14 protein-coding genes are annotated in these 12961 nt (G+C 69.7%); 8 read left to right on the top strand and 6 right to left on the bottom strand.

Annotated elements, in window-relative coordinates; genetic code table 11:
• Positions 1 to 37: 37 nt before the first annotated feature.
• The 3 genes from ACOACQ_RS13780 to ACOACQ_RS13770 all read right to left on the bottom strand — a co-directional run bounded on the left by ACOACQ_RS13780 (position 38) and on the right by ACOACQ_RS13770 (position 2569).
• Positions 38 to 1066, bottom strand: coding sequence for a hypothetical protein (locus tag ACOACQ_RS13780; RefSeq protein WP_378605776.1), 1029 nt, complete (start codon positions 1064 to 1066; stop codon positions 38 to 40).
• Positions 1063 to 1587, bottom strand: coding sequence for a hypothetical protein (locus ACOACQ_RS13775; protein WP_420288515.1), 525 nt, complete (start codon positions 1585 to 1587; stop codon positions 1063 to 1065). Before ACOACQ_RS13775 ends, ACOACQ_RS13780 begins: the two co-directional genes overlap by 4 nt.
• Before the next feature lie 64 nt (positions 1588 to 1651).
• Positions 1652 to 2569 (bottom strand): dimethylarginine dimethylaminohydrolase family protein, encoded by a 918-nt coding sequence (locus tag ACOACQ_RS13770; RefSeq protein WP_378605782.1) that lies wholly within the window; start codon positions 2567 to 2569, stop codon positions 1652 to 1654.
• Between the two features lie 140 nt (positions 2570 to 2709).
• Between ACOACQ_RS13770 and ACOACQ_RS13765 the strand changes: the two genes are divergently transcribed.
• From ACOACQ_RS13765 to ACOACQ_RS13750, 4 genes are all read left to right on the top strand, one after another.
• The gene (locus tag ACOACQ_RS13765) at positions 2710 to 3417 is read left to right on the top strand and encodes a GntR family transcriptional regulator (RefSeq protein WP_378605785.1); all 708 of its coding nucleotides are present in this window, start codon (positions 2710 to 2712) and stop codon (positions 3415 to 3417) included.
• A gap of 30 nt (positions 3418 to 3447) precedes the next feature.
• A complete protein-coding gene (locus ACOACQ_RS13760) occupies positions 3448 to 3843 on the top strand; it encodes a phage holin family protein (RefSeq protein ID WP_378605788.1) in 396 nt (131 codons plus the stop codon).
• A 2-nt stretch (positions 3844 to 3845) separates the two neighbouring features.
• The gene (locus ACOACQ_RS13755; protein WP_378605791.1) at positions 3846 to 4358 is read left to right on the top strand and encodes a low molecular weight protein-tyrosine-phosphatase; all 513 of its coding nucleotides are present in this window, start codon (positions 3846 to 3848) and stop codon (positions 4356 to 4358) included.
• 96 nt (positions 4359 to 4454) lie between these two features.
• Complete coding sequence (locus tag ACOACQ_RS13750; protein WP_378605794.1) at positions 4455 to 5306, top strand: 3-hydroxybutyryl-CoA dehydrogenase; 852 nt, start codon at positions 4455 to 4457, stop codon at positions 5304 to 5306.
• Positions 5307 to 5316: 10 nt separating this feature from the next.
• Here the strand turns inward: ACOACQ_RS13750 and ACOACQ_RS13745 are convergent, their stop codons facing one another.
• Positions 5317 to 5820 (bottom strand): MarR family winged helix-turn-helix transcriptional regulator, encoded by a 504-nt coding sequence (locus ACOACQ_RS13745; protein WP_378605797.1) that lies wholly within the window; start codon positions 5818 to 5820, stop codon positions 5317 to 5319.
• 103 nt (positions 5821 to 5923) lie between these two features.
• Here ACOACQ_RS13745 and icmF point away from each other — a divergent pair, with 103 nt between their 5' ends.
• The 4 genes from icmF (at position 5924) to ACOACQ_RS13725 (ending at position 11528) form a co-directional block, all read left to right on the top strand.
• Entirely contained in the window at positions 5924 to 9166 is a 3243-nt protein-coding gene (gene icmF / locus ACOACQ_RS13740; protein ID WP_378605800.1) for a fused isobutyryl-CoA mutase/GTPase IcmF, read from the top strand.
• Between the two features lie 98 nt (positions 9167 to 9264).
• Positions 9265 to 9639 (top strand): YciI family protein, encoded by a 375-nt coding sequence (locus ACOACQ_RS13735; RefSeq protein ID WP_378605803.1) that lies wholly within the window; start codon positions 9265 to 9267, stop codon positions 9637 to 9639.
• A 115-nt stretch (positions 9640 to 9754) separates the two neighbouring features.
• Positions 9755 to 11020: an RNA polymerase sigma factor gene (locus ACOACQ_RS13730; protein WP_420288514.1), complete on the top strand. Its 1266-nt coding sequence runs from the start codon at positions 9755 to 9757 to the stop codon at positions 11018 to 11020.
• Between the two features lie 10 nt (positions 11021 to 11030).
• Entirely contained in the window at positions 11031 to 11528 is a 498-nt protein-coding gene (locus ACOACQ_RS13725; RefSeq protein ID WP_378605812.1) for a thioesterase family protein, read from the top strand.
• 3 nt (positions 11529 to 11531) lie between these two features.
• On the opposite strand, the gene ACOACQ_RS13720 is transcribed toward ACOACQ_RS13725, so the two are convergent.
• Both ACOACQ_RS13720 and ACOACQ_RS13715 read right to left on the bottom strand, forming a co-directional pair.
• Positions 11532 to 11879, bottom strand: coding sequence for a YrdB family protein (locus ACOACQ_RS13720; RefSeq protein ID WP_378605815.1), 348 nt, complete (start codon positions 11877 to 11879; stop codon positions 11532 to 11534).
• Between the two features lie 65 nt (positions 11880 to 11944).
• Positions 11945 to 12835 (bottom strand): glycoside hydrolase family 16 protein, encoded by an 891-nt coding sequence (locus ACOACQ_RS13715; protein ID WP_420288513.1) that lies wholly within the window; start codon positions 12833 to 12835, stop codon positions 11945 to 11947.
• Positions 12836 to 12961 lie beyond the last annotated feature (126 nt).

Below are 12961 nucleotides of genomic sequence, written 5' to 3'. Positions count from 1 at the left end.
CGGTGAGGTCACGACCGGTCCGCCCCGAAGCCCCGACCTAGTCGAACGAGTTGACCCGCCAGAGCCCGCCGACCTTGACGAGCCTGACCGTCGAGGACTCCTTGGAGCCGTCGAACTCGGCCTCGACGGGCACGGTCGCCGTACCGGCTGCGTCGTTGACGGTCGCGTTGCCGACCTTGTACGTCACGTGGTCGGCGAAGTCCGAGGGGATCTGGCTGGGGTCACAGTCGCCCTCGTCCTCGATGTACGCCGCCGTCGCGAGCTCCTCGGCGGTCGCGCAGTCACCGCTGACGACGGAGTCGAGGAACGCCTCGACGACTGCCTTCGGCTGGTTGGGTACGGCGTCCGCGGTGCTGGTGCCGCCCGCGGCGCCACCCGGGCTCGTCGACGCGTCGGTCGGGGCGTCGGTGGACGCGTCGTCCGTGGAGGCGCTGTCGGTCGGCTCCGCGCTCGGGACCGAGTCGTCGCCGTCGTACGACGCGACCAGCCAGGCACCGTCGACCTGCTCGAGGGTGAACACGTAGTCCGAGGTACCGGCCGGGCTCGTGAACGCGACGGGCACGGTGGCGGTGTCGCCGTCGACCGTCGCCTCACCGACCTCGGCGTCGACGTCATCACTGGAGAGCAGCTGGAACTCGTCGGACTGGCAGGGATCCGCGGCCTTCGCGGCCTCGGTCAGGAACGCGGTCGCGCCGTCGCAGTCGCCCTCCTCGGCTGCGTCGATCAGGTCCTCGACGACGTCCTCGGGGTCGGCACCGGAGGCCTGGCTGGTCTCGTCGTCGCCCTTGTCCTCGTCCTTGTCGTCGTCATCGCCCGTGAGGAGCAGGACGAGACCCACGATCAGGCCCACCAGCGCGAGGACCCCGACGATCGCCAGGGTGATCCAGATGCCCTTGCCCGACGTGCCCGATCCGCCCGGCGTGCCCGGTCCGCCGAATCCCGGGGGCGGCGGAGGCGGGAACGGCGGCCCGCTCGGTGGCCCGCTCGGCGGCCCACCCGGTACCGCGCCCGGAGGCGGGAACGCCGGCGGGGGCACGGCGCCGTACGGCTGGTTCGGGTCACTCATGGATTCACCTGTTCGAGGTAGTCGGAGAACCAGTCTTCCCAACCCTCAGGATCGGTCGGGAAGCTGGAGGGCAGTTCCGGGAAGCCGGTCGGGAAGCCGCTGGGACGGTCGGGCGACCCGGGCAGGTCGGAGGGATCGATCGTCGGCGCGCCGGTCGGCGGGTCGGTGGGGAAGTCCGACGGATCGATCGTCGGCAGGTCGAGCGACGACGGCGCCTTGTCCGTCGGGTCGACGACCGACTGGCTCTCGTCGTCCTTCGACGTGTCCTTCGCCTCGTCGTCACCTCCGAGCAGCACGATGCCCGCGACGACAACGACAGCGATCAGCAGCAGCACCGCGCCGACGGCCATCGCGATCCGCCCACCCCGGCCGACGCCGAGCTGCGGAGCAGCCAGGCCATCCGGACCGACCTGCGGGAGCTCACTCGTCGGTGTCGTCGGCACGACGACGGTGTCCTCGGTCGGAGGCTCGTTCCCGTCGCCGTCGGGCCAACCGGGCTGGCTGGGCGTGGTTCCGGGCACCGGGGGCTCCTGGCGGGGGTCAACGGGAGAGAACGGGCCCCACCGTATCCCGCGGGCCTTGCGGTCAGGCGGCGATGTCGCCGGGTACGACGACCCGGCCGCCGCTGACGATTTCCAGGTCGCGCCCCACGGTGATGTCGAGCGGGTTCGTCAGGCAGCGGATCGAGCCGCCGCCGAGGTGGAACTCGCTGACGTCGACCAGGACGATCTCGAAGCCGAGGGTCTCCAGCCAGTTCCGCACGCGCGGCGGGCAGGCGGGCATCACGACGGTGCGTCCCACGACGACCGAGTTGGCGCACCATGTGCCGAGGGCTTCCTCCTCGCTGAGCACGATCGGCTGCGGGATGGACGCCATCAACGATGCGGCCGAGGCCTCGTCGAACGCCGAGGGGCAGATCATCGCGTGGTCGTCGTCGAGGGGGCAGAAGGCGAGGTCGAGGTGGTACATGCCCGGGTGCACGATGCGGGCGCCCCGGACCTGCACACCGAGGTCGTCGGCCAGTTGCTTGAGGGCGAGCTCGTCGGTCCGCGGGCCGTAGCCGACGACCAGCTCGCCGCGGAACGGGAAGGCGTCGCCCGACTCGAAGTGGGCGCCGATGCCGTCGCGGCCGAGGTAGGTCGCGGCGAAGGCGTGCGACTCGAACCAGGCACGGGCGGCCGGGGTCTCGATACGGCGCTGCGGGTAGCGCATGTGCGACATCACGACGGAGCGGCGGCCGGGCCCGGTCCAGTCGGGGCGCAGCGCCACGAGGCCGAGGTTCATCGCGTAGACCATGTCCGGCGCCTCGGGCAGTGCCGGGATCTCCTCGACGGTCGCGCCGAGCGCGCGGAGGGTGGCGGCGAGCTCGTCCCACTGGGCCTGCGCACGGCCGGCGTCGGGCTGCACGGCCGGGTTCATGTACGGATTGATCGCGTACTCCACGCGGAACGACGACGGCTCGACCATCGCGTAGTGCTGACCCCACTCCAGTGATGCCGTCATGGTGGCTCCCTCTTCGCGGTCCGCGTGACACGGACGTCCCTCGGGGTCGCCGACGACCCACGTAAGTTGTCAGACAATCTGACAAGTCCGAGGATAGCGTCCCGCCGCACGATCGGGTCAATGGGCGGCACAATGGCCCCATGTCCCCCTCCGCTCCGACATCAGCCAAGGCCCCGTTCGCCTCCCTGAGCGTCGAGCACGCCTCGACCGTCTCGCGGGTGGCGACCGAGCTCCGGCGCGCGGTGTTCGAGGGCGAGCTCGAGAGCGGCACCCCGCTGCGGGAGATCGCACTGGCCGAGTCCCTCGGGGTCTCCCGGCCGACGGTGCGCGAGGCACTGACCGTGCTCGTCGCCGAGGGCCTGGCGACCCGCGAACCCCACCGGGGAGTCACCGTCGCGACCCCGCGCGCCGAGTCGGTGCGCGACGTGTGCCGGGCGCGCTGGGTCCTCGAGGGGGCCGGCGTCCGCGCCTGGGCCACCGCGGGCGACGTACGACGTCAACGCGTGCGGGAGACCCTCGTCGCCTACACCAGTGCCGTGCGCGGCGGCGCCGCGTCGTACGAAGAGCTCAACGAGCGCCACCTCTCCTTCCACGTGTCGCTCGTCGAGCTCACCGGGAGCCCACGGCTGGTCCAGATGGCCGAGGCACTGATGGACGAGCTCAAGCTGGCGCTCGCGCAGGTCGACCGGTTGAACCGCAACGCCCACAACGAGGCCGAGTCCCACGAGGGCCTGGTCGAGCTGCTCGAAGCCGGCGACGTCGAAGGCCCCGGTGGCGCCTACGAGTTCCTGCGCCGCCACATCGACGACGCCGAGGTCGAGGTCATCGAGGCGCTCGGTCTCGAGTAGGCCTGCCACCCCACCTGACAGACTGGCCGCATGCTGGCCTTCCTCTCCCGCTGGGCGATCACCGCGGCGGCGGTCGCGCTCGCTGCCCAGCTCATCGACGGCATCTGGTTCACCGGCGCCGAGACGGGCCGGGCGGAGATCGAGGACAAGATCCTCCCGCTCCTCGCCGTCGCCCTCATCTCGTGCGCAGTCACCTCGCTGGTCAAGCCGGTCCTGGTGATCCTGTCGTTCCCGTTCATCCTCGTGACGCTCGGCCTGTTCCTGCTGGTCCTGAACGCACTGCTCCTGCGCCTGACCGCCTGGTTCGCCGACGTCGTCGACATCGGATTCCGCGTCGACGGGTTCTGGCCGGCCGTCGGCGGCGCGATCATCATCAGCATCACGACGTGGTTCCTCGACGCCATGGTCGGCGTCGAGGACGACTGACCGTGCCGAGCGCGCCGCCGCCCCGCACGCCCGGTCGCTACCGGATCGCCGTGGTCTGCCTCGGCAACATCTGCCGCTCCCCCATGGCCGACGTCGTACTCTCCGCCCGGATCGCCGAGGCCGGGCTGGACGACGCCGTCGAGGTCGTCAGCGCCGGCACCGGTGGCTGGCACGCGGGCGACCCGATGGACCGCCGCGCGGCCGCTCTCCTCACCAGCGAGGGGTACGACGCCAGCCGGCACCGCGCACAGCAGGTGCAACCGCCCTGGCTCGACGACTTCGACCTCGTCCTCACCATGGACCGGGACAACCTGCGCGACGTCCGCGGCCTCGCCGCCGGCGAGGTCGACGCCACCCGGGTCAGGCCGTTCCGTGACTTCGATCCGGACGAACCCGGCGGCGAGGTTCCCGACCCCTACTACGGCGGCGACTCCGGCTTCCGCGACGTGCTCACGATGGTCGAGCGCACCGCGGACCTGCTGGTGGCCGAGGTCACCACCGCACTCGGCCGCTGAGGGGTCGCCGCGGCTGGTGCTACTCACCAGTCACCCTTACTTTGCTAGGACGTCCTACTAAATGCGGGACGGCTGACCAAGGTTGAGGAGAAGCGGATGAGCATCGAGCGCGTGGGAGTGGTGGGCTGCGGCCTGATGGGGTCGGGCATCGCCGAGGTGTGCGCCCGCGCCGGCAAGGACGTCGTCGTCCTGGAGTCCTCCGCGGCCGCTGTCGACGCGGGCCGCCACCGCCTGGAGACCTCCCTCAAGCGGGCCGAGAGCCGCGGCAAGATCGAGTCCGCGGACGCCGTGCTCGCCCGGATCCGCGTGGTCGAGGACATCGAGGCCCTCGCCGACCGCGACTTCGTCGTGGAGGCCATCGTCGAGGACGAGGCCGCCAAGACGGACCTGTTCCGCCGCCTCGACGCCGTCGTCACCAGCCCGGACGCGATCCTGGCGTCCAACACGTCGTCGATCCCGATCATGAAGCTCGCAGTCGTCACGCAGCGCCCCAGCCACGTGCTCGGCGTGCACTTCTTCAACCCGGTCCCCGTGCTCAAGCTCGTCGAGCTGGTGCCCTCGTTGATGACCGCCGACGAGACCGTCGAGCGCGCCCGCACGTTCGTCGAGGGAGACCTCGGCAAGAACGCCATCGACTGCCAGGACCGCGCCGGCTTCGTCGTCAACGCCCTGCTCGTCCCGTTCATCCTCTCGGCCATCCGGATGCTCGAGTCCGGCTTCGCCACCGCCGAGGACATCGACCAGGGCTTCGTGCTCGGCGCCGCCCACCCGCAGGGCCCGCTGGCCCTGGCGGACCTGATCGGCCTCGACACCACGCGCGCGATCGCCGAGTCGCTCTACGAGGAGTTCAAGGAGCCGCTCTACACGGCGCCGCCGCTGCTCAACCGGATGGTCGAGGCCGGCCTGCTCGGCCGCAAGACCGGCCGGGGTTTCTACACCTACAACTGACTTTCGCAGCTCAGCTCGGGAAGTCACCCGATGCCCGCCGCAGGCGACGCAGCAGCTGGTAGGCGTCGTCCTGCTGGCGGTCGGTGAGCCCGGTGATCGCGAAGTCGATCTCGCTCACCGCTTCGGTCGCTGCGCGGACGGTGGAGCGCCCCTTGGCGGTGAGGCGGGCGAGGGTCCGGCGCCGGTCGTCCTGATCGGGGACCCGCTCGACGAAGCCCTGGGACTCGAGTCGGTCGATGGCGCTGGTCACTGAGGTCGGGTGCACCATCAGGCGCTCGCCGATCTTGCTGAGCGGCAGCGAACCGCTCTTGCTGAAGTGGAGCAGCACGAGCACCTCGTAGCGCGAGAAGGTGAGCGCATAGGGCTTGAGCGCCGCGTCCAGCGCGCTGATCATCAGTTGCTGGACCCGCATGACCGAGGTGGCGAGGCGCATGGCCGTCGCGTCACCGAAGTGCTCGGCCCAGAGGTCTCCTGCGCGATCGATGGGATCGAACGGGAGGCGTGGCTCAGGCATGCCCTGACCCTAGAGGATCCCGCGTCACCCGCAGCACTCCGACTTCACAAATTTAGTAGGACGTCCTACTATCGGAAGTCCAAAGACTTTGGAGGACCTCTGCATGTCTGACATCTCGTTGCACACGCCGCAGCACCCCGTTCGCTTCGTGACCTCGTCGGCCCTGTTCGACGGCCACGACGCCTCGATCAACATCATGCGCCGCATCCTGCAGAGCCAGGGTGCGGAGGTCATCCACCTCGGCCACAACCGGTCGGTCCAGGAGGTCGTCGACGCGGCGATCGAGGAGGACGTGCAGGGTGTCGCCGTGTCGTCGTACCAGGGCGGACACGTCGAGTACTTCGAGTACCTCGTCGAGTCGTTGCGCGAGCGCGGCGCCGGCCACATCAAGGTGTACGGCGGCGGTGGCGGCGTGATCGTCCACGAGGAGATCGAGCGCCTCGCCAAGTGCGGCGTCACCATCTTCTCCCCCGAGGACGGCGTCCGGCTCGGCCTGGTCGGGATGATCAACTCGATGATCAAGGCCTGCGACGTCGACCCGTGGACCCTGGGCGCGGTCGAGGCCGACGCCGTCGTCTCCGGTGACCGGTTCTCGCTGGCCCGCGCGCTCAGCGGCGCCGAGTCCGGCCAGCTCCCGGCAGAGATGCTCGCGAAGCTCAAGCAGGTCGCCGCCAGCCGCGATGTGCCGGTCCTCGGCATCACGGGCACCGGTGGCTCCGGCAAGTCCAGCCTCACCGACGAGCTGGTGCGCCGGTTCCGCGTCGACCAGCAGGACAAGCTCCGCGTCGCCGTGATCGCGGTCGACCCGACCCGTCGCCGCGGTGGCGGTGCGCTTCTCGGTGACCGGATCCGGATGAACTCGCTCGACGGCGACCGGGCGTTCTTCCGCAGCCTCGCCACGCGCGGCGCCCATGAGCTCCCCGAACACCTCGGCGACGTGATCGACGTCGTGAAGGCCGCCGGCTTCGACCTCGTCATCGTCGAGACCCCCGGCATCGGCCAGGGCGACGCCGCGATCGTGCCGTTCGTCGACGTGAGCATGTACGTCATGACGCCGGAGTTCGGCGCCGCCTCGCAGCTCGAGAAGATCGACATGCTCGACTTCGCCGACGTCGTCGCGATCAACAAGTTCGAGCGCCGCGGCGCGATGGATGCCCTGCGTGACGTCGGCCGCCAGATGGTCCGCAACCGCGAGGCGTTCGGCAAGAAGCCCGAGGACATGCCGGTCTTCGGAACCTCGGCCGCCCACTTCAACGACGACGGCGTGACCGCGCTCTACCAGGAGCTCAAGGACCAGCTGGCCGGCAAGGGCCTCGTCTTCCACGAGGGCGTGCTCCCCCGGGTCGACGTACGGCACTCGACCGAGGCCGGCCACATCGTTCCCCCGAACCGGGTGCGCTACCTCGCCGAGATCGCCGAGACGGTCCGTGGCTACCACCACGACACCGAGCGCCTCGCCGACGCGGCGGTCCGCCTGCAGCGTCTCGAGTACGTCCGGGGCGAGGTCGTCGCGGCCAGCACCGACGCCGACACCGACGTCCTCGAGGACCTCGTCGAAGGCGCCCGCAAGGACCTGCCGCACGAGATCACCGAGCAGATCGAGCGCTGGCCTTCCGTAGTCGCGTCGTACGAAGGCGACGAGCAGGTCGTCAAGGTCCGTGACCGCGACATCCACACCGCACTCACGCGTGAATCGCTGTCGGGCAACAAGATCCGCCGCGTCGCGCTCCCCCGCTACACCGACCACGGCGAGCTCGTGAAGTACTGGCGTCGCGAGAACCTCCCGGGCTACTTCCCGTTCACCGCGGGCGTGTTCCCGTTCAAGCGCGACGGTGAGGACCCGGCCCGGATGTTCGCCGGCGAGGGTGACCCGTTCCGCACCAACCGCCGCTTCAAGGTGCTCTCCGAGCACGCCGACGCGACCCGCCTGTCGACCGCGTTCGACTCGGTGACCCTCTACGGCCGCGACCCCGACCCGCGTCCCGACATCTACGGCAAGGTCGGCACCTCCGGCGTGTCCGTCGCGACCTTCGACGACATGAAGGCGCTGTTCGACGGGTTCGACCTGGTCGCCCCGTCGACCTCGGTCTCGCTGACCATCAACGGCCCGGCCCCGACGGTGCTGGCGTTCTTCCTCAACACCGCCATCGACCAGCAGGTCGAGGCGTTCGTCGAGCGCGAGAAGCGCCAGCCGTCGGTCTCCGAGCACAACGAGATCAAGGCGTTCGCCCTCGCGAACGTCCGCGGCACCGTGCAGGCCGACATCCTCAAGGAGGACCAGGGCCAGAACACCGCGCTGTTCTCGACCGAGTTCTCGCTGCGGATGATGGGCGACATCCAGCAGTACTTCATCGACAACGCGGTCCAGAACTTCTACTCGGTGTCGATCTCGGGTTACCACATCGCCGAGGCCGGGGCGAACCCGATCAGCCAGCTCGCCTTCACGCTGAGCAACGGCTTCACGTACGTCGAGTCGTACCTCGCCCGCGGCATGGACATCGACGCGTTCGCGCCGAACCTGTCCTTCTTCTTCTCCAACGGCATGGACCCGGAGTACTCCGTCCTCGGTCGCGTCGCCCGTCGTATCTGGGCCGTCGCGATGCGCGACAAGTACGGCGCCAACGAGCGCTCGCAGAAGCTGAAGTACCACGTCCAGACGTCGGGCCGGTCCCTGCACGCGCAGGAGATGGACTTCAACGACATCCGTACGACGCTGCAGGCGCTGATCGCGATCTACGACAACGCGAACTCGCTGCACACCAACGCGTACGACGAAGCGGTCACCACCCCGACCGAGGAGTCCGTGCGCCGCGCGCTGGCGATCCAGTTGATCATCAACCGTGAGTGGGGCCTCGCGATGAACGAGAACCCGCTCCAGGGCTCGTACATCATCGACGAGCTGACCGACATGGTCGAGGCGGCCGTGCTGATGGAGTTCGATCGCATCAACGAGCGCGGCGGCGTGCTCGGCGCGATGGAGACCGGCTACCAGCGTGGCCGGATCCAGGACGAGTCGATGCTCTACGAGCACCGCAAGCACGACGGCTCGCTCCCGATCATCGGCGTCAACACGTTCCGCAAGCCGGTCGTGGAGGACGAGGAGCCGCAGACGATCGAGCTCGCGCGAGCCACCGAGAGCGAGAAGGAGTCCCAGCTCACCCGGGTCCGTGCCTACCAGGTCGACCACAAGGACGACGGCGTACGCGCGCTCGAGGCCCTCAAGGCCGCGGCGATCAGCGGCGAGAACGTCTTCGCCGTACTGATGGACGCTGCCCGGGTCTGCTCGCTCGGCCAGATCACCGACGCGTTCTTCGAGGTCGGCGGCCAGTACCGACGGAACGTCTGACCACATCTTTTCCAGGTCCCGTGTCGAAGACCGGGTCCGCCGTTCGACGTAGGTTCGGAAGCACTCCACCGACACCTACGAACGAAGGACGGATCGACATGACGCGCTACATGGGCCTGGTGAGGATGGACGAGGCGAACGACACCCCGCCGACGCAGGCATTGATGGACGCGATGGACACGTTCATCGCGAAGTCGGCTGCCAACGGCTCGTTCGTCGACGGTGGCGGACTGTTCGGCACCGAGGACGCCATCAACTTCGTCGTCCGCAAGGGCGAGATGACCCGCGTCGACGGCCCGTACGCCGAGGCGAAGGAGGTCGTCGGCGGCTGGGCGCTCCTGCAGTTCGACGACAAGGAACAGGCCGTGGAGAACATGCGCGAGATGGCACAGCTCCACGTCGACCACTGGCCCGAGGGCGAGCTCGTGATCACCCTGCGCGAGATCTCCGAGGGCCCGCCGCCGACCGAGTGAGCCACGAAGTGTGGCAAATGGGGGTGCGAGGTGTCGCTTCTGGGCACACTTCGCACCCCCAGATGCCGCACTTCGTGCCCCCAATTGCCACACTTCGTGGACCTAGGCTGGGCGCATGCCCGATGCCGTCACGACCGAAGCAGTCACCGAGGTCTGGCGGAAGGAGTCAGCGGTGCTGATCGCGGCGCTGACGCGGATGACGCGTGACGTCGGGATGGCGGAGGACCTGGCCCAGGACGCTTTCGTCACCGCCCTCGAGCAGTGGCCCGCGTCGGGGATCCCGGACAACCCGGCGGCCTGGTTGATGACCACCGCGAAGCGGCGCGCCATCGATTCGTTCCGGCGCGCGGAGACATTGCGCCGCAAGACGGCCGAGCTCGAGCGCACCGCAGGGGAGGTGGATCCGATGCCCGACCTCACCTCCCAGGTCGATCACATCGAGGACGACGTCCTGCGGCTGATGTTCCTGTGCTGCCACCCGACGCTGACCGCCGACTCCCGGGCCGCCCTGACCCTGCGCATGGTCGGCGGACTGACGACGGTCGAGATCGCCCGCGGCTTCCTCGTTGCCGACGCCACCATGGGCCAGCGCATTGCGCGGGCCAAGAAGACGCTGGCCGACGCGAAGGCCGGGTTCGACCTGCCCACCGGCGCCGACCGGGTCCGACGGCTCGATGACGTGATGGCGGTGATCTACCTCGTCTTCAACGAGGGCTATGCGGCGACCGCCGGGGAGGACTGGACCCGACCGGACCTCGCCACCGAAGGCATCCGCCTGGCCCGGATGCTCGCCGGGCTCGCCCCCGACGAGCCCGAGGCGCACGGCCTGCAGGCGCTCCTCGAGCTCCAGGCGTCCCGGCTCCATGCCCGGACCGACGCCGCGGGCAATCCCCTGCTCCTCGACGACCAGGACCGCGACCGGTGGGACCGGCTGCTCATCCGCCGCGGCGTCGCCGCCCTGGGCCGGGCCGAGGCGCTGGCCGCTCGCGGCGTGCCGGTGGGGCGCTACTTCCTCCAGGCCCGGATCGCCCACGAGCATGCCCGTACGACGATGCCCGGGGAGACGAACTGGCCGCGCATCGCCGCCCTCTACGACCTGCTCCGCGAAGCCGCGCCCGGCCCGGTCGTGGAGGTGAACCGGGCCGTCGCGCACGGACGGGCGTTCGGCGCCGCGGCCGGGATCGCCGTGCTCGACGCCGTACCCGCGGACGCGCTCGGCTCGTCCCCGTTGATTCCGAGCGTGCGGGGCGACCTGCTCAGCCGGTCCGGGGAGCACAGCGGCGCGGCCGAACAGTTCGACGAAGCGGCCCGGCGGACCCGGAACGACGCGGAACGACTCCTGCTGCAGGGCCGGGCGTCACGGAGCAGGTCCGCGCAGTAGGGTCCCGCTCATGAGCAACCAGCCGAGCTTCGAACAACTCGTCACCCTCCCTGCCTACGCCGAGCAGCCGGTGCCGATGGCGTTCGAGGACAGCAACGGACACCTCAACGTGCGCCACTACCTGGGCATCGGCAGCGAAGGCCTCGACGAGTCGCTGCTCGAGGTGGGCATCCCGTTCAACTGGCCGGCCACGACCGGCCTCGTGGTGCTCTCGGCCGAGCACCACCTGACCTACCTGCACGAGCTGCGCACCGGCGACCTGATGTCGGTCCGGGTCCGCCTCCTGGGCCGTTCGGACCGCGCCGCCCACGCGCTCGTCTACGTCCTCGACGACGTGAACAAGCGCGTGGCGTGCGTGTTCGAGGAGATCCTGCTCTGCGTGAAGCTCGACCCCCGCGGTGCCGCTCCGTGGCCCGAGGAGATCGCCGCGAACCTCGACGCACGCGTCGCCGAGCACGCTGCCCTGCCGTGGGAGCCCGCGACGTCCGGCTGCCTCGGCCTGCGCTGAGCCCTACTCGTTCTCGACGAGCACCCGGATGCTCGGCAGCTGCGCGAGCGCGTTGATCACGACCGAGAAGACCAGCAGGGCGATCGCCCAGTCCTCGTGACCGGCGTCCCACAACGCCAGCGACGCCAGCCCGAACACGATGACCTTGGCCAGCGGCCGCACCCAGCTTCCGCCGTACGGCGCCCGGGGCGACGCGAAGGCGTACCAGACCGTCATCGCGGCGCCGGGGAGCAGCCACACGAGCAACGCCCGCGGATCATGCTGCCAACCCCACACGCCGAAGGCCGCCATGGCCAGCAGCTCGTCGACGAACACCAGTGCCAGCACCGACCACCCGAAAATCGCGTTCACCCCCCGAATCATGCCCGAGGGGTGAACGCGGCGACCTGTGCCCGACGTGGCCAGGCGTGCGGCGGTCAGCGCCAGACGCGGACCCAGTCGACCTGCATCGTTGCGGTGGTCGGCGTCGACGCGGTGGGGAGGTTCCACCCGGATCCGAAGACCTGCGTCATGACCAGGTAGAACGGCTTGTCGAACGGCTGGGACCCGGTCAGGGGCGCCTCCGGCGTCCAGGAGTGCGAGAAGCAGAGGTTGCCGTCGTAGAAGAACCGCATCACGGTGGGCGTCCACTCGACGCCGTAGCGGTGGAACCCGGAGTCGGCGCCCGGGACCGGGCAGTTGAAGCCGGTGCTCGAGAACGGGTCCTCGCCCTCGTAGTGGACCGACGGGTAGACCGTGGTCGGGTCGCCCGTGAACCACTCGGCCACGTCGATCTCGCCCGACTTCGGCCAGCCGCCGTAGGTCTGGTCCTGCGGGTAGAGCCAGAGCGCCGAGTGGACGCCCGGCGCGGTCGCCACAGGGAACTTCGCACGGAAGTCGAAGCGGCCGTAGGTCTGGGCGAACTTGCCCCAGCTCGCCACCGTCGACGTGGTCTTCGTCGCCTGGAAGTCACCGTACGGGCTCTTGCAGGTGAACGGCTCCGGCTGGATGCGCGAGGTCAGCGACAGGACGCCGTCGGCGACCTTCACGTGATCGGCGTTGTTGACGTAGCAGCCGTCCGTGCCCGCAGGCATCCCGCTGAGCGCCGTGTCTTGGACCATCCACTTCGTGGAGTCCAGCGAGGTGCCGTTGAAGTCCTCCTCGAACGAACAGGCGTACTTCCCACCCGTCACCTTCAGCGGCTTCTCGCCGCCGCACGACAGCCGGGTCGGCGGGCCCGCCGCAGTGGGCTCCGCGCCCACGATCGTCATCGTCGCCAGGGCGGCACTCGCCGCGACCAGTGTGCCAATGATGCGTGCGCGAATCATGGTGCTTCCTCGTTCCCCCAGAGCATCGCCGGTGTGCCGACGATCGCCTCGGACTGAATCTTGGCGGAGTCCGGAGGTGGCCCGACAGGGACTCCGGGTCTCGGACGCATGGCCCGTTCGGACTAC

Origin of the sequence: Nocardioides sp. CPCC 206347, assembly GCF_048654605.1 — a bacterium.
In the GTDB taxonomy this organism is placed as follows: Bacteria; Actinomycetota; Actinomycetes; order Propionibacteriales; family Nocardioidaceae; genus Nocardioides.
This window is presented reverse-complemented; position numbering and strand designations above follow the sequence as displayed.